The organism is Brevibacterium sp. FAM 27836 (genome assembly GCF_051351055.1).
Lineage (GTDB): Bacteria > Actinomycetota > Actinomycetes > Actinomycetales > Brevibacteriaceae > Brevibacterium.
On the sequence record NZ_CP195711.1, the window covers coordinates 2,771,906 to 2,788,076 of the forward strand.

General features: G+C 64.0%; 15 protein-coding genes. 7 read left to right on the forward strand and 8 right to left on the reverse strand.

Annotated features, from left to right (window positions below; genetic code table 11):
- Nucleotides 1-187 precede the first annotated feature (187 nt).
- From ACSE4D_RS12465 to ACSE4D_RS12490, 6 genes are all read right to left on the reverse strand, one after another.
- The gene (locus tag ACSE4D_RS12465) at nt 188-697 is read right to left on the reverse strand and encodes a flavin reductase family protein (protein ID WP_425120129.1); all 510 of its coding nucleotides are present in this window, start codon (nt 695-697) and stop codon (nt 188-190) included.
- Nucleotides 694-1,473: a dihydrofolate reductase family protein gene (locus ACSE4D_RS12470; protein ID WP_425120130.1), complete on the reverse strand. Its 780-nt coding sequence runs from the start codon at nt 1,471-1,473 to the stop codon at nt 694-696. Before ACSE4D_RS12470 ends, ACSE4D_RS12465 begins: the two co-directional genes overlap by 4 nt.
- Before the next feature lie 13 nt (nt 1,474-1,486).
- Nucleotides 1,487-2,368, reverse strand: a complete 882-nt coding sequence (locus ACSE4D_RS12475; RefSeq protein ID WP_436326020.1) for a glycerophosphodiester phosphodiesterase — start codon at nt 2,366-2,368, stop codon at nt 1,487-1,489.
- 167 nt (nt 2,369-2,535) lie between these two features.
- Complete coding sequence (locus ACSE4D_RS12480) at nt 2,536-3,033, reverse strand: hypothetical protein (RefSeq protein WP_436326021.1); 498 nt, start codon at nt 3,031-3,033, stop codon at nt 2,536-2,538.
- A complete protein-coding gene (locus tag ACSE4D_RS12485) occupies nt 3,030-3,551 on the reverse strand; it encodes a hypothetical protein (RefSeq protein WP_436326022.1) in 522 nt (173 codons plus the stop codon). Before ACSE4D_RS12485 ends, ACSE4D_RS12480 begins: the two co-directional genes overlap by 4 nt.
- 158 nt (nt 3,552-3,709) lie before the next feature.
- Nucleotides 3,710-4,738 carry a helix-turn-helix transcriptional regulator gene (locus tag ACSE4D_RS12490; RefSeq protein WP_436326023.1) on the reverse strand — a complete coding sequence of 343 codons (1,029 nt, stop codon included), beginning with the start codon at nt 4,736-4,738 and terminating at the stop codon, nt 3,710-3,712.
- A gap of 128 nt (nt 4,739-4,866) precedes the next feature.
- On the opposite strand from ACSE4D_RS12490, the gene ACSE4D_RS12495 reads away from it, so the two are divergent.
- Both ACSE4D_RS12495 and ACSE4D_RS12500 read left to right on the forward strand, forming a co-directional pair.
- Complete coding sequence (locus ACSE4D_RS12495; RefSeq protein WP_436326024.1) at nt 4,867-6,114, forward strand: hypothetical protein; 1,248 nt, start codon at nt 4,867-4,869, stop codon at nt 6,112-6,114.
- An 82-nt stretch (nt 6,115-6,196) separates the two neighbouring features.
- Nucleotides 6,197-7,075, forward strand: coding sequence for a CPBP family intramembrane glutamic endopeptidase (locus ACSE4D_RS12500; protein ID WP_436326025.1), 879 nt, complete (start codon nt 6,197-6,199; stop codon nt 7,073-7,075).
- A 12-nt stretch (nt 7,076-7,087) separates the two neighbouring features.
- Here the strand turns inward: ACSE4D_RS12500 and ACSE4D_RS12505 are convergent, their stop codons facing one another.
- A complete protein-coding gene (locus ACSE4D_RS12505; RefSeq protein WP_436326026.1) occupies nt 7,088-7,693 on the reverse strand; it encodes a TetR/AcrR family transcriptional regulator in 606 nt (201 codons plus the stop codon).
- Nucleotides 7,694-7,762: 69 nt separating this feature from the next.
- Here ACSE4D_RS12505 and ACSE4D_RS12510 point away from each other — a divergent pair, with 69 nt between their 5' ends.
- The 3 genes from ACSE4D_RS12510 to ACSE4D_RS12520 all read left to right on the forward strand — a co-directional run bounded on the left by ACSE4D_RS12510 (nt 7,763) and on the right by ACSE4D_RS12520 (nt 11,192).
- Nucleotides 7,763-9,175 (forward strand): MDR family MFS transporter, encoded by a 1,413-nt coding sequence (locus ACSE4D_RS12510; protein WP_135538930.1) that lies wholly within the window; start codon nt 7,763-7,765, stop codon nt 9,173-9,175.
- Nucleotides 9,176-9,300: 125 nt separating this feature from the next.
- Complete coding sequence (locus tag ACSE4D_RS12515; RefSeq protein WP_436326027.1) at nt 9,301-10,341, forward strand: ATP-binding cassette domain-containing protein; 1,041 nt, start codon at nt 9,301-9,303, stop codon at nt 10,339-10,341.
- A complete protein-coding gene (locus ACSE4D_RS12520) occupies nt 10,338-11,192 on the forward strand; it encodes an ABC transporter permease (protein WP_135538899.1) in 855 nt (284 codons plus the stop codon). The genes ACSE4D_RS12515 and ACSE4D_RS12520 overlap by 4 nt, the downstream gene beginning before the upstream one ends.
- Here ACSE4D_RS12520 and ACSE4D_RS12525 read toward each other — a convergent pair.
- Nucleotides 11,140-14,271 (reverse strand): ATP-binding protein, encoded by a 3,132-nt coding sequence (locus ACSE4D_RS12525; protein ID WP_436326028.1) that lies wholly within the window; start codon nt 14,269-14,271, stop codon nt 11,140-11,142. The genes ACSE4D_RS12520 and ACSE4D_RS12525 overlap by 53 nt on opposite strands.
- Before the next feature lie 136 nt (nt 14,272-14,407).
- Here ACSE4D_RS12525 and ACSE4D_RS12530 point away from each other — a divergent pair, with 136 nt between their 5' ends.
- Together ACSE4D_RS12530 and tagD are read left to right on the forward strand one after the other, a co-directional pair.
- Nucleotides 14,408-15,676 carry a CDP-glycerol glycerophosphotransferase family protein gene (locus ACSE4D_RS12530; RefSeq protein ID WP_135538894.1) on the forward strand — a complete coding sequence of 423 codons (1,269 nt, stop codon included), beginning with the start codon at nt 14,408-14,410 and terminating at the stop codon, nt 15,674-15,676.
- Between the two features lie 103 nt (nt 15,677-15,779).
- Entirely contained in the window at nt 15,780-16,169 is a 390-nt protein-coding gene (gene tagD, locus ACSE4D_RS12535; RefSeq protein WP_135538892.1) for a glycerol-3-phosphate cytidylyltransferase, read from the forward strand.
- The last annotated feature ends 2 nt before the right edge of the window (nt 16,170-16,171 follow it).

A 16,171-nucleotide genomic window follows, 5' to 3' on the forward strand; every position in this document is an offset into this window, starting at 1 on the left:
TGGACAGACGGCATGCTGTCGACTCCGAATGACTTCCGCCATTGTCACCATGGCTCGACAGTACTGCTGTTCGCCAAGGTCACAAAGGGTCGTCTTTGGTGCAGCCTCATGAATCGGCGCACGTTCCAGAGTGAGAGCCGACTGCTGAACGAGGCTGTGCCGTCTGGGCCAAGGCGGGCGCCGACGGCTAGGGATGCACGGCACGTTCCTCGCTGGAATGACCGGGGGAGAGGTCACCGACCTGCGAGGCACGCAACGGCTCGAAGGACCCGGCCGACTCCGCCCAGAGCACCCGGCAGGTGTTGGCCACATGGTCACCTCCGTCGTCGAGCATGGCGAGGCGTTCGACGACGATGCGGTTCGGCAGATCCGTCAGCAGGGGCACCCCCTCCTCGGCGGTGGTGTGGTCGAGGTCGGTGAACTTGTTCGTGTCCTCGCCCGTCTGCGACCCGAAGTGGCGGGCCAATTCGAGGTCAGCGGAGGTGAGGAAATGGACGGCGAAGCGAGTCGACCGCAGGCTGACCCGGTAGGTGTGGTTGGCCTTCGACAGCCAGAAGCAGTACTGCTCCGGTGAGATGCTCGATTGGGTGTGGAATCCGACCAGGCACCCGGCCGGTTCTCCCTCCGCCGAGGTGGTGACCACGATCAGCGCAGAGTCGACCGAGGCCATGAGGTCGTCGATTCCCGTCTCACTCATTTCGGGCTCCTCTCAGTGTCTGCCGGGGTCTTCGCCGCGGCCGCCTCGTAGCGGAGGAAGAGCGTGCTGTCCTCGATCATCGTGGACTTGAGGTCGAAGTCGGCGATGCCCGCTCCCGACGGTGCGATGCTCACCGGCAGCGGATCGCCGCCCATGAGCGGGGAGATCGACAGGCACAGCTCATCGAGACGGTCGGCGGCGACGAGTTCGCCGAGCCACCTGGGCCCGCCCTCGCAGAGGACGACACGATGGCCGAGCCCGGCCAGAGCCTGCAGGGCCGCTGCCGGCTCGACCCGGTCTTCGCCGGCGATGATCACCGTCGCCGCCTTCTCGGCGGCTGCCAGGCGTTCAGGATCCGCCTTCGAACAGGTGATGACGAGCGTCCTGGCATGGTCAGGGGCGGCGGCGAAGACCGATGACGACCAGTCGAGGCCGAGGCTGCGGCTGACCACGGCCACCGGCGGCATCGCGGACTGGCCGCCTCGGCGCCGCTGCTCCTGAGCGTCCTGACTCAGCCGTATCGGCGCGTATCCTTCGTTGCGCACCGTCTGCGCACCGACCATGACGACATCGGCGATCTGGCGCATCCGTCGGAACAGTTCCTGATCGGGTGCCGTCGACAGGGCGCCGACGCGGCCGTGGATGGCGGCGGTGCCGTCGAGGCCGGCGACCATGTGCCCGGTCACCCAGCATTCGTGCCGCGGCTGAGACCGGTCGACCTCGAGGTAGGGCGTCAGCGGGTCCGGGATCGGTGCACTGCGTTCGAGAGGCTCCATCCGTGCAGTCTACTCATGTGCTCCAGGCATCGTCGGTGAAGAATCCGTCGATCCAGCCGGGCAGTCGGTGCCCGTCCTTCGCGGTATCGAGGGTATAGGGGGCGACGTGGAAGCCGGCCTTGTCGAGTGTGCGCATGGTGTTCGTCGGCATCTTCGCGCTCGGTCCCACCCATTCGATGCCGGCTTCGGCGATCTCCTGAGGTGATTCCTTCGGCGGGGTGGCGCCCATGAGGTAGAGCGAGGTGTACCCGCGTTCGGCGATCGTCTTCGCCGCTTCGAAGTCGAAGGACTGGACGATGAGGGAGTCGGCCAGTCCGCGTTCGTCGAATTCGTCGAGGACCTGATCGACCTCCGCCGAGGTGGCCCCGGGCTTGATCTCGGGCACCATGACGACCTCGCCGCCCATCTCGTCGAGGAGTTCGTCGAGAGTGACCGTCGCGGCCTCTTCTCCGCCGGTGGGGTGCTTGATCGTCGCCGAGTCCCATTCCTCCCGGCTGAGATCCCGAATGGGTCCGCTGACACCGTTGAGAGTGCGGTCGGCGGTGTCATCGTGGATGAGGACCGGGGTGCCGTCCTCGAGGAACTGGACATCCATCTCCGGGAGGAATCCGTCCTTCGCCGAGGCGGTGAATCCTTCCATCGATTCCTCGGGGTAGACGTCGGCTCCGCCGCGGTGGGAGATCGTGGTGGGGAAGGCGACGTCGGCGACCCTGTCAGGGGCTGCGAAGTCGTGGTCACCGGGTGAACCGAGTCCCGGTGTATCGTCGCTCGAGCCGAGGGAGGCGGCCGAGGCGGGGGCAAGGCCGGCACCGAAGGTGGCGGAGGCGGTGAGCACTGCAGTGGCGAAGATCGTCACGGGACGGAAACGGGTAGATGTCGCTCTCTGTGGTGTCATGCCGGTGACGCTACGGAGAGCAGGCGACCTTGCGGCGAAGACGCCGTGAACGCCGCCGGCCGGTCAGGCGAACGGGCAGAGAACGGTCGGGCCGGAGGCGAGAGACGAGGGCGCTTCGAGCCGTAGGTGTCGGTTCGTGCCGCCGACGGACTCGGAAGCCGACGTCGTCAGCTCAAGCGCTGCTGGAATTCGAGGTCGAGGGCGAACAGGTGGAAGGCGTGGATGACGGCGACCGATGCGATGAGGAAGCTCAGCACGATATCGACGAAGCCGAAAATCGTGAGCGCCGGTGGATTGACATAGCCCGGCGACTGCAGGAGCGTGCACCCGATGATGATCGAGCCGGTGAGGATGCCGATGAGCCCGGTCGTCGAAGCCCTTCCAACCGAGGCTGGGACCAGCAATCCGGCGGTGAGGAGCAGCACGACCAGGGCGAAGACATCGGTGTCGTGGCCGGTGAGGAGGACCTCCTGCCACAGATTTCCGTAGGTCGTCGTGCTTTCGGCCCCCTGAGAGTAGTAGGGGAAGAACGACATGAGCATGACCAGCAGCGACATCGGACCGTAGAAGCGGGCGTAGGCGCGGTTCACCCTGCGTATGCGGGTGGTCAGCTGCTCGGCGTGGAAGGTCGCGGTGGGTGCGGCAGATGAACGGTCGCTGCTCATCGGGGAACGCTGTCGAGTTTGAGACGGTCTGTGTGGGGCGCGACCGCGATCACGGTGAAGGCGGTGGTCATCCGTTCTGTGCGGTCTCCGCCGATGGTGATGACCTGAGCTCGATAGTTCCCGGCGTACCGGTTCGGGTCCGATGCGGAGACTCCCATGACGTCAAAGGTCACCGATCCGTTCTGACCGACCCGCTTCGTCTGTTGGAAGTCGTCGATCTCGCGGGGAGCGGCATCGACGTCGAGTCGCACCTCCTCGTCCGGATACAGGCCCTCGACGGAGATGCGCACCGAGTTCTTTCCGGTGACGAACGCCTCGCTGGCGATCTGGCGCGGACGGATATCGAGGGACTGGGCGGATTCGGGGCCGAGGGGATCGGTGCTCTTCGGGACCGCCTCGGCGGGGATGGATCCTGCTATGAGGGGGACGGCTGCCAGGACGATGAAAGCGTGTCGGAACAGCACGAGCATCGATGTTCTCCATTCGGGGGACAAGCCTGTTTTCTTCGATTTCTTCATCAGACGATTAGTCGAGATCATGTTCATCTGTGATTGAAAGGCGTCCAGAAAAGTTACAGTCGGGGATTATCTGGGCACAATGAATGGACACGACTCACCGGTCATGCCCGCCAAATTCCGCACAATCGCACAATGCGCTCACTGCGCGATTGAACCTTTCACCCAGAGATGTCCGAGGGCCGATCCGGTTGACCGACGGCCTTGTTCTGCTCAGCTGCTCGTCCCAACCGGTCCGCCAGCGTCTGCAGACTGTCGCGGAGCTCGGAACTGTCGACGACAGCGAAATCGACCTCCAACCTTGCCAGGGCCAACGCCATGGTGGTCGGGTCCTGTCCGCCGATGGTCACGAGCGAACGATCGTCGTCAACGGGTTCGACCGTGCCTTCTGCAGGCATGATCATCGACTTCACTTCGGCGGCCGGTGCCATGACGATGACCGTGGCAGAGTGTCGCCAACGGGGCCCGATGGAGTGCCGTTCGACATAGTCGCCGATATCACGGGCGGGCAGAGGGCGCGGTTCGAAGCGGAGCCCGCTGGGAGTCTTCGGCGAAATGCGTTCGGCGTGGAAGACCCGCCAATCATTGGTCGTGGGGTCGAAGGCGAGAAGATACCAGCGGTGTTGGCGGTTGACGAGCCGATAGGGTTCGACCTCGAGATGGAGCTCCTCGGTCGGTTGACTTCCGGGGGCGTCCTCGGGGAGGTAGCGGAAACGCAGTCGCTCGTGTCGGTGGCAGTGATCGATGAGGCTGACGATGAGACCGGGCTCAACGATCGGCATCGGCTGGTTCCCTGTGACCGGAACGGTGAAGTGGGCCAGCGAGTGCACCCTGGTGCGGACCGTGGCGGGCAGGATGTGTTCGAGCTTGGCCAATGCTCGTGCCGAAGTCTCCTCCATACCGCCGATGATGCAGCTCAGCCCCGAGTGGAGGCCGACAGCGACGGCCACCGCCTCATCGGAGTCGAGCGGCAGAGGCGGAATGGCCGAATTGAACGGGGAAAGCCGGTAGCCGCCCTCGTTGCCGCGGGTGCCGTCGATGACGTAGCCGATGTCGCGCAGCGCACCGATATCGTTCCGAACGGTCCGAGGACTCACCTCCAGACGATCGGCCAGTTCCGTGCCCGACCAGGTCCTGGGCACCATCAGCAATGACAATAATCCGAGCAACCGTGCTGCGGTCTGTGACATTTCCGCTGTCTTCCGACGATTAGGAAGACCTCCTGCCTAATCACAGAATAGCATCGTGCGAATTGAGTTGGGGTTGATCGAAAACTACGATGCGACCCCCCCCAGAATTCGGAGGAACAAAGACGTTCATGAGCAAACAACAGGATAATCACGACATCGTCGGCAATTCGAATGCGGATTCGCAGATCCTGGTCCGTGACTTTCTGGGCCTCTATTCCGAGGCGCGGAAGAAGGACAAGGGGCGCATCCTCGACGAGATCATGACTCTCACCGGATGGTCGCGTGATCACGCTCGGCGGCGACTGGCGCAGCTCGCGGCCGGGGTGGTGAGTGACAACACGGCTGCGGTCGGATCCGATGCCCAGGGCCCGGCTGGGGGAGAACCGAGCACGCGGTGCTGCCGGTATTCGACCGAGTCACGGGCCCTGCTCGTCAAGGTGTGGGAATGGTCGGGATATCAGAGCGGAAAGTATCTGGCCGCGGTGATGCCTCAGCTCCTTGACGCGGCCGAACGGCACGGTGCGCTGATGCCCGGCCGCGGCGGCTACAGCAGTCGAGTCCGTGACGAGCTGCTGACGGTCAGTCCGGCCTCCATCGACCGGTACCTGCGCACCGCGCGATCAGCTGACTATCGGGATCGTCGCGTGTCGACGAAACGGTTCACCAGCCCCACCGAGGAGTTTCTCGATTTCGCCTCAGGGCCGAACGCGTCCGAGCCCGGCTTCTTCCTCGCCGACACTATCGCTCACGCGGGGCCGACCCTTCCGCACAACTGCATCTTCACGATCAACGCCACCTGTCTGCACACGGGATGGGTATTCACCCGCAGCCTCGAAAACAACGATGCAGCCGCCGTCGTGGAGCTGCTCGAGTGGTCGCTCGACGAGGTTCAGGGAATCCCCTTCTGGGTCAACGCGATCGAGTTGGACAATGCCGACGAAGCGGTCCACGAGGCGACCGGGCGATGGGCCCGGAAACTCGACATCCATTTCAGCCCGGTGCTCAAAGACCACCAACGGGACCGGCTTCCCGAAGCGTCCCGCCATCAGCACCTCGTGCACGAGTACGGCGGCATCCGTCGGTACGACTCGGGTGCAGCCAGACATGCGCTCAATGAACTGTGGCGGGCCGTCGACGACCGACTCAACTACTTCACCCCCACGCGCAAGCCGATCGGGTGGGAGAAGGATGAGCACGGATGGCGCCGGCGCATCTATGACGAACCGAGAACACCGTTCCTACGTCTTCGCACCGCCGGGGTGATGTCACCGAACCAAGAGGACGAACTCATCGAGTACGCGGCCGGACTCGATCCTGCCAGACTCTCCGAGGAGATCGTGTTCTGGCAGAAACGCCTCCAGGAGCTCGCCACATGACAGCGACTGTCTATTCCCGAGAACCATGACGACGCGGGCTTTGACGGGGTGGAGTGGGCAGGGGCAAGGACGCACCGGGGGCGTGGAGAGTGAGTCGATCCTGAGAGAGTACGACCGGCCCGTCCTGTTCTACGTGCTGGCGACGGCGTTTCCGTGGGGCTTCTGGTCTCTTGCGGCCCTCCTCAGCCGGTTGCCGCACCAGAACGAACCCGTACTCATCGGAACTCTGCTCCTGTCCGTTGCCGGCCTGTTGTCTCCGCTCGCCGTCGTCTTCCTTCTCATCCGCCCACGGCCGGCGCTTGTGGCTGATGTCGTCAATCGCCTGCATCGGCCGAAGGGTCGCGGGTGGTTCTGCGTCGTCTGTGCTGTGGCCCTGCCGTTTCTCAGCCTCATGGCTGCTCAGGGTCTGTCTCTGCTCTTCGGGCATGGGGCCGAACAGTTCCAGCTGCGCACCGGGTTCAGCTTCTCATCAGGACTTATGCCGGTCTGGGTGACCTTGCTCGGCGCGGCTGTGGTCGAGGAGCTCGCCTGGCACAGCTACGGGACCGATACGCTGGTGCGAAAGATGCGAGTCTTCTCCGCATCGCTGCTGTTCACGCTCATCTGGGCTCTCTGGCATGTGCCGCTGTCATTCATCGACGGCTACTATCAGAATGAGGTCGTGAAGTCAGGGCTGCTCTACACGCTCAACTTCCCGGCCTCGATGGTGGCTTTCGTTGTGCTGATGAATTGGCTTTATTTCCGCAGCGGGCGCAGCATCATCGTCCCCATCGTCTTCCATGCCGCAGCCAATGTCTCCGCCGAACTCTTCATGACCGACCCCGATTCGAAGGTGCTGCAGACCGGTCTGCTGCTGGTGCTGTCGACCGTGATCGTCATCAGTGATCGGGCACTGTTCTTCGGTGTGCCACGGCGGAGGGCCGAGCGGAATCGAAGCGCTGGAAGCGAGGCCCGGCGCTGACGGGGTCACTCGTCATCTGCGTGTGACGAGCGGCAGGAACACCTCATCAACTATCGCTTCCAATACACCATCCGGCACCTCCTTGAGCGTCATGATCAGTTCTTGTCGATAGAGGTCGAACGGCACCGCGATCATGCGCGGCGTCAACGATTCGAGGTCGACCTCGCCTCTCTCAGCCGCGCGTTCGATGACCACGTCCATGGCGCTGCCGCGGCGGGAAAGAAACGAATTGCGCAGGTCGGCGAAGCTACCGCCCGTCTCTTCGAAGTACCCTCCCAGCCGCATCATCATCTGGATTCCCATGCGTGCACGCGAACGGTTCGTGTGCCTGAGCAGTTCGAGTGTGTCTCCCCGCAGAGTACCCGTATCCGGATCCGGCAGTTCCTCGCTCGAACCGGCTCTGGCCGCGGCTGCGTTGATCAGCTCGACCTTGCCCGGCCAGCGGCGGTAGAAGACCGCCCTGCTGGTCTGCGCCCGTTCAGCGCATCCCTCGAGGGTGAAGTCGTCGAACCCCTTCTCGGCAAATTCCTGCCATGCGGCATCCAGAAGGGCGGCCTCGAGCTCGGCGCCGCGTCGTCGGCGCGGCGGTGGGCTATCGGGTGACTCATTAAGAGACATTGCGTATCCTAAAATCTCGCTCTACCATTTAGATACAGATTGTATCTAAAATTCTTCGGGAGTTCCGCGATGACCACTACTCAGACTGCCTCTGCCAGAGTCGACCCACACGTCTGGTGGACAGCCGGCGCGGTGCTCGTCGGTGCGCTGGCCGTGCTCTTCGACACGACGATCGCCGCCGTGGGCCTTGGCACCTTGGCCCGCGAACTCCATGCCGGATTTGCGACCATCCAATGGGTGACCACCGGGTACCTTCTCGCACTCGGCATCGCCGTTCCGGTGACGGGGTGGGCGCAGAGGAGCCTCGGCGGCAAACGTCTGTGGATCATCGCACTGTCCGTGTTCCTGGTGGGCTCGGTTCTGTCCAGTCTCGCCTGGAGTGCCGGCAGTCTCATCGCCTTCCGCGTGATCCAGGGCTTGGGCGGGGGAATCATGCTGCCGCTCATGGCCACCATCGTCATGCAGGCGGCACACGGGAGGAACATCGGGAAGGTCATGTCTGTGGTGAGCCTTCCGGCGGTTCTCGGCCCGATCCTCGGGCCCGTCGTCGGCGGCGCGATTCTCCAGCACCTGCATTGGTCGTGGATGTTCTGGGTGAATGTGCCCTTCTGCGTCATCGGGATCGCGCTCGCGATCATCATCCTGCCCAGAGACCAGCCGTTCCGACGTGTCCCCTTCGACGGCCTCGGCTTCGTTCTGCTGGCTCCAGGGCTCGCCGGGCTCCTGTGGGCGCTGTCGAATTCCGGCGAGCCCGGTGGCTTCGCCAGAGTCGATGTTCTCCTTCCCCTGATCGCCGGCGTGGTGCTCGTGGTCCTCTTCGCCGTTCACACGCTGAAAACGAAGGAGCAGCCGCTCGTCGATATCCGTCTGCTGAAGAGCCGGCCGCTGGCCTCGGCATCGCTGCTGCTCTTCCTTTCGGGTACAGCGCTCTACGGTGCCATGATCCTTCTGCCGCTGTTCATTCAGCAGGTGCACGGCTCCAGCGTGCTCGAGGCGGGAATGCTGCTCATCCCGCAGGGCATCGGCACTCTGGCCAGCCGGTCGATCGCCGGCCGCCTCTCGGACGCGATGGGTCCGCGCTGGCTCGTCGTCATCGGCTTCGTCATCGTCGTACTCGGAACACTGCCGTTCGCCTTCGTCGGCACCGGCACGAGTCGATGGCTGATCATGCTCTCACTCCTCGTCCGCGGAGCCGGTCTCGGCGTGGTCACCGTTCCGCTCATGGCATTGGGATTCCGCGGACTCGACCGCGCCCAGATGCCCGATGCCAGCATCATCACCAGAATCGCCAGTCAGCTCGGCGGAGCCTTCGGGGCTGGACTGCTCGCGGTTGTCCTTGCCGCTTCCACCCACGGCGCCTCGACAATCGGCGAGCTCGCGCTCGGCTTTGATCAGGCGTTCTGGTGGGCAACGGGGCTCGCCGCGCTCGGCGCGGTGCTGTCCGTGTCGCTGCCGCGGAGGAATCCCGAAGAAGCCGAGTGACTCCACTCCTGCTTCGAGTCACTGTCGCCGGAGCTCACCGCGGTTTCAGCCCGGCCCGAACTGTTGAAACCACCGTGCTCCATCCGTGAAACCACGATGAAACCGCAGTGGCGAACACTGGCGGCATGAACGAAACACGCACAGCGTCCACCGGACGCGCACAGGACCGATCAACTATTCCGGCGGTGTCGATCCGAGGACTGCGCAAATCCTTCGGAGACTTCACCGCCGTTGACGGAATCGACCTCGACATCCGCCCCGGGGAGGTCTTCGGACTGCTCGGACCCAACGGTGCCGGGAAGACGACGACGATCAATATGCTCTCGACCCTGCTGACGATCGGCGGGGGAGTGGCGGAGATCTTCGGAGTCGATGTCGCCCGCAACCCGCATCGAGTGCGCCAGCGCATCGGAGTCACCGGCCAGTACGCCTCGGTCGACGAGAAGCTCACCGGCCGCGAGAATCTCCGACTCATCGCCCGGCTGCAGGGGCTGTCCCGCAGCGCGGCACAGTCGATCGCGGCCGAACTCCTCGATGAGTTCGGCTTGGAGAAGGCCGCCGACAAACCGCTGTCGACGTTCTCAGGTGGGATGCGTCGACGACTGGACCTGGCAGTGAGCCTGATCAGCCGTCCGCCGCTGATCTTCCTCGACGAACCGACCACCGGCCTCGACCCGCGGACCCGGAACCAGATGTGGGAGACCATCCGCGGCCTCGTCGCCTCCGGAGTCACCGTGCTGCTGACGACGCAGTACCTCGAGGAGGCCGACCAACTGGCCGATCGGATCGCCGTCATCGACCACGGAACGATCGTCGCTCAGGGCACGCCAGCCGAGCTCAAAGCCTCGATCGGCGGATCCAGCCTCCACGTGGGCCTTGACGCGGAATCGTCGACCGACGAGATCGACCGCGCGCTGAGGATCACCGCCGACGTCGTCGGTGAGGCCGCTGTCCATTCCTCAGGTGCCGGCGAGATCACCGTCTCCCTGCAGCAGGCCGGGGAGGCCGCCTCCGTCCTCGTCGCCCTGCGGGAGGCCTCCATCGACGTCGCTTCGATCAAGGTCGCCGAACCCAGCCTCGACGATGTCTTCCTCACCATCACAGGAGACACGGCATCGACCGACCGTCCGGCCCAGCCCCAGACCACAGAAGGAGTCCCAGCATGAGAACCGCCCCCGCTGAACGATCCGTTTCCGAATCGACCACGACAATCGACCGAACCCACACAGACACCGCTTCCCTGCCCAGTCGGCCGGGTCTTGCCGAGACATGGAACCAGACCATGGGCTTCGCCTCGCGCGCACTCAAGCACATGCGCCGTGAGCCCGAGCAGTTCTCCGACGTGCTCATCCAACCGGTCCTGTTCACTGCGATGTTCGGCTTCATCTTCGGCGGCGCCATCAGCGGCGACGTCGCGAACTATCTGCCGATCATGGTCCCCGGCATCCTCGCGATGACCTGTCTGACCGCTTGCATGGCCACCGGAGTGCAGCTGCGAGAGGACATGGACTCCGGCATCTTCGACAGGTTCAAGACCCTGCCCGTGGCTCGCATCGCGCCGTTGGCCGGGCCGATGGTCGCGGATCTGCTGCGCTACGGGATCGCCGCGACCGTGACCTTCCTCGCCGGCATCGCGATGGGCTATCGACCCGAAGGCGGCCTCATCGGTGTCGTTTCGGCCATCGTGCTCGTCATCGTCACCGGGTGGTCCCTGTCCTGGGCGTTCGCCTACATCGGCACGATCGTGCGCTCGGCCCAAGGGGTGCAGGGCATTTCGATGATGATCCTCTTCCCACTGACCTTTCTGTCCAATGCCTTCGTCCCCGTCGAATCCATGCCCGGCTGGCTGCAGTGGTTTGTGGGCATCAACCCGATCTCCCACGTCGTGTCCGGGGTGCGGGACCTGGCGAACTCGGCGACCTTCTCCGCCGAGGCAGGTTGGGCCCTGCTCGGCTGCGCCGTCGTCATCGCGATCTTCGCGCCGCTGACCGTGAAGTCGTACCAACGGAGCGCCTGAGCGCGAGAGCGTCGGTGTGATACCGCGCGATCACCTCGGCGAAGTCGAGCGAATCTATCTCCGTCGTGATCTCGTCCAACCGAGCGATCTGCGCCGAGGTGAGCTCCTTGGTCAGCCTCGTCCAGTCGAGTGAGGGAAAGACCCGATTGAAGGTGAACCGGGCGGCCAGCGCCGCAAATCGGGTCACCTGCTCACCATCGATGCCGTGCACGCACTGCCCGCGCTGCCGGAGCCAGACAGCGACGGCGTAGGCGACTGTGCCCAGCACCGGGAAATCGTAATGCACCCGGTGCGGGTCGGTTGCGCGTTCGGCCCGATCGATCAGCGAGTCGAAAAATTCGTCCGAGGACTCGGGCTCATGCCGGGCGGTGACCACGGTTGAGACCGCGCCGATGAGCAGAGTCCACGGGTCGAGCCCGTCACTGTCCGGCACTCCCGGGAGCGCGGGACGGGTACGTCCGGTGCGCCGGACCACAGCGAGCAGTTCGATGCCGGCCGCGACGTCTCCGCGCAGCAGTGCGAGTTCGGCACGACCGAGGAGGAGCATGTAGCGGTTGCCGAACGGCTCGTTCTGTTCCTCGGCCTCGGCGAGGGCCGTGAGTTCCGCCTCGGCACGCTCGAGCTCACCGAGACCGAGATCGGCGAAGGCCAGCCAGGATCGGCATTCGATGCTGTCGCCGAACTGCGCAAGCGTCGGCAGGGCGGCCATAGCGTGCTCGCGGGCTTCGGCGAAGTCACCGTGCTGAAGATGCAGCTGGGCCAGGGACTCGTGGTACCGCGTGGGCAGCCACGGTGGGTCATCGGCCTGGAAATCTGCGAAGGCGCTGTCGAGCAGGGCGATGGCTTCGGTCAACTCCCCGGCGTTCTCCTGGATTCCGGACAGATAAGGGGACGCGACCAAACGGGTGAGGCGATCAGCGGATTCGGTGAGCTCGCGCAGCTCGGCAGCGGCAGGCGAGGTATGGCTCGTATCCGGTGCCCTGACGATGACGAGCCCGAGTCGAGCCATCGCACGGACGAAGGGATCGGCGGACTCGGGCCCGAGTTCTTCGAGCAGCTGAGAGGTCGCCGGGAGCTCGTGCCAGCGCGGAAGCATCCCCCAGGTCGTGGTCTGAACGGCGAGCACCCTGCGGGTGTGCTCGGCCAGGTATCGCGGCATCGTCCAGTCGCTGAGGAAGCGTTCGAGGAGCTGGAAATGCTCGATGATGCGGATATGCTCACCACCGACCATCCAGTAGGGCAGCAACGCTGCGAGCATGACGATGGACCTGTCGTCACGGCAGTCGAGGAGGTGCCTGAGCACAGGGGTGAGGTTGTGTTCCTCGGCTCGCAGCCTGCCCACTGCCTGCAGCTGCCGGGGGCCGAGGATGTCATCGACGAGGCTCTGACAGGTATCCACCGCCCACTGTTCGACGGCATTCTCGATCTGCTCGGCCTCTGCCGATTCGCCCCGGCGGAGGTGGCCGTATTCACGGATGGTCTCGAGCATTCGGAAACGGACTCTGCCGTCACGTTCGATGACGGTGAGCAGAGACTGGTCGACGAGGTCCTCGATCGTCCGCATGGCCGTGGCCCCGAGAATGTCCTCGACGCAGTCTGCACCGAAGGCATCGGGCAGGAGGGCCATCGTCATCAGCGCTGTCTTCGCGTCATCGTCGAGCAGCTGCCAGGACCAGTCGATGACCGCCTGCAGGGTCTGATGCCGCTCAGGCGCCGTTCTGTCACCTCCGCGCAGAAGGACGAACCGATTGGTGAGGTTGTCGAGGATCGATTCGGGAGTGAGTGTGCGAGTCTTCGCGGCCGCGAGTTCGATGGCCAACGGCAGCCCGTCGAGGTGGCCGACGAGGGAGGCGACCGTGTCACTGTCGATCGTCACTGTCGGTCGTGCCGCACGGGCACGTTGGATGAAGAGCTCCTCGGCCTCGCTCGGCGACAGCTGCCCGAGCATGTAGACGTGTTCTGCCGTGAGACGCAGGGGAGTGCGACTGGTGGTGAGGACCCGCAGGTCGGCCACAGCGGCGAGGAGGTCGTTGACGATGGCGGCTACTCCGTCGATGAGATGCTCGCAGTTGTCGAGGACGAGCAGGTTCGGTCCCGTGCCCAACGCTGTGATGACCCGGCGGCGCAGATTCGGGCCCGAGGAATTGCGATCAAGGTGGTTGACGGTCTCTCGGACGCGGAGGCCGTCGGCGATCGCGTTGAGGATCTCATCGGCGTGGCTGATGGCAGCGAGCTCGATGACATGGACGCGCGGGAGGGAGCTGAGCTGAGCGAGCTCCTGCGCCAGACGTGTCTTGCCCAGTCCGCCCGGACCGACGATCGAGATCAAGCGCGCCGTCGACAGCAGCCCGGACAGCTCTTCGATGTCTCGGTGCCGGCCGAGGAGGCTCGCAGCGGAATGACGGAGACCGGAACGCATGGGTCGGTCGAGGGCCAGCAGCTCCTCGTGGACTCTGCGCAGGACGTGTCCTGGACGCGTGCCGAGCGCCTCGATCATCAGGTCGCGGAGCGTATCGAATCGTTCAAGGGCAGCCGAGGGCCCTTTGACCGCGGCGAGAGAGCGAAGATGCTCGGCGGCGAGTTCCTCATCGAGCGGATCGGCCTGGGTCAGTGCCTCGAGTTCGGGGAGAGCTTCACGGCGTCGTCCCTGACGGGAACGCGCGATGGCGATGATCCTCCTTGCCCGCTCATCGTTGCCGAGAGCCGCGGCCGTCTCCGCGGATTCTAGTGCCCGGTCCGTCGCTCCGTTCGCCAGTGCTTCCTCGGCACCGGAGAGGAGCGAGGCCAGTGCCCAGATGTCGACATCCTCGTCGGCCAGGTTGAGCCGGTAACCGGAATCGGTGCGGGCGATCGCCTCTGCCGAAGCCAGGGTGCGCGCACGGGAGACGAGGATCTGCAGAGCCTTGGTCGGATGTGCCGGCGGTGAATCGGGCCAGATCGCTGTGATCAGACTCGAGCTCGACAGCCCGCGGGGACCGGCATCGGCGAGAAGACGCAGCAGGGACCTGATGCGCTCGCCCGTGACGGGGATACCGTCCCAGGCGACGTCCTCGATGAGTCTGAGCCGGGGGTTCTTCACCTGTCCAGTCTAAGTTGTGCTGCATCGCAAATGGGTGCCCGTGCTCCCCGCGGACATGGGACTGCGGGTGACGTAATCAAGCTCGAGTGGAGGACGAATTCAGGATGAGCACAGACAGACATGCACAATAGGATCCATGAGTCTTCTTCCGGCAGATCTGCCGCATACCGCGGTTCGTGGTGCCAACTTCGCGCAGACAGCGGCGAAACTCGTCGCGCAGAGACTGCGTGAGCGGGTTCGCGAATCGCGGCTCTCGGACGAGTTCGACCCCCAGGATCACGACGAATTCGTAGCGGCGGCCTACTTCGCAGGAGACCTGAGCTCGGTATATCAGCTGGAACAGTGGCTGTGGCCCTTCGAACAGTTGGAAGCTCGTCTCAAAGACAACGGTCACAGCAGTCGCCCTTTCGGAATCATCGTCCGCAACGCGCCGGTCGCCGAGTACCTGCAAGGCGTCACAGACTTCCCGGTGCGGTTCTCGCGTTTGACCACCGGCCTGGACAAGTTCATGCAGTCGCCGAGCCTTCGGGCTGTTTTCTATGTCAATCAGGCGACGAGCAACTTCCAGGCGCTTCGCTATCCGGAGCCAGCTCACATTCACCTCAGCCACGGTGAGAGTGAGAAGATCTCGATGATCTCCAACCAGCTCAAGGGCTATGATTTCGTCTTCACGGCAGGACAGGCCGCTCGACAGCGCATCGAGCAGACTCTCTATGGGCTCAGTGACGATCGTATGTATGACGTCGGACGGCCGCAGTTGGATCGGCCGCGCTCCATTCCTCGAGAATGGGAAGAGTTCAAGACCGCCCAACCCGATGCGAAAACGGTGTTCTACGCTCCCACGTGGGAGGGCGACTCACCCTCGATGTCGTACGGGACCATCGCGTTCAACGGAGAGGCCATCGTCACCGCACTGCTCGAAGCGGGGTATCGAGTGATCTTCCGACCGCATCCACGCACCGGAGTCATGCGACACGATTTCGAGAAGGCACTGGAAACAGTCAAAGAGATCGTGGAATCGGATCCGAGAGGCTACCTGGACCAGAGCCCAGACGTGTCGTGGCAACTCGAGGAAGCTGACGTCGCTGTCGTCGAAATGACGTCCGTGGCCTTCGACTGGCTGTCATCAGGAAAGCCCCTGGTCATGGTCCAACCGCACGAACCCGAAGCCGAAGTCCTCGACGGCGGTCTCTTGGACCACTGCCCGACGGTGGAGCCCGGGGGACAGGACGACGTCGTCGACCTCATCGATCTGGCCGTGTCCCGGGACGGCTCGGTCGCCGTTCTGGCAGAGTTCTACCTCGGCGACACCGCACCGGGTGCACAGACCGCGCGCTTCATCCGTTCGAGCGAGCGGGTGATCGAGCTGAGGACTGAGGAGCACCGGCAGAAGGTCGGTCAGTGAAGCGCATTACAGTTTCTTAACTTGAAGTAACAGAATGGTAAAGTAGCGCGGGACCATTTCCGCGGCTCACGAGTTGGGCTTTGAACACTGGATGGATTCAGCAATGAAACGAGTCATCACGTACGGAACTTTCGACCTGCTCCATTACGGGCATATTCGACTGCTCCAAAGGTGCAAGGAGCAGGGCGACTACTTGGTGGTTGCCCTGTCGAGCGACGAATTCAACGCTGGCAAGGGCAAGAAGTCGTACTTCTCCTATGAAGAGCGCAAGCACATGCTCGAAGCCATCCGCTACGTCGACCTCGTCATTCCCGAGGACAACTGGGAACAGAAGTCGACCGACGTCGAAAAATTCCATATCGACACTTTCGTGATGGGCGACGACTGGGAAGGCGAATTCGACTTCCTCAAGGACAAGTGCGAGGTCGTCTATCTGCCGCGCACGCCTGAGATCTCGACGACGCGCATCAAGAGCGAGCTGGGTAAGTCCTGACC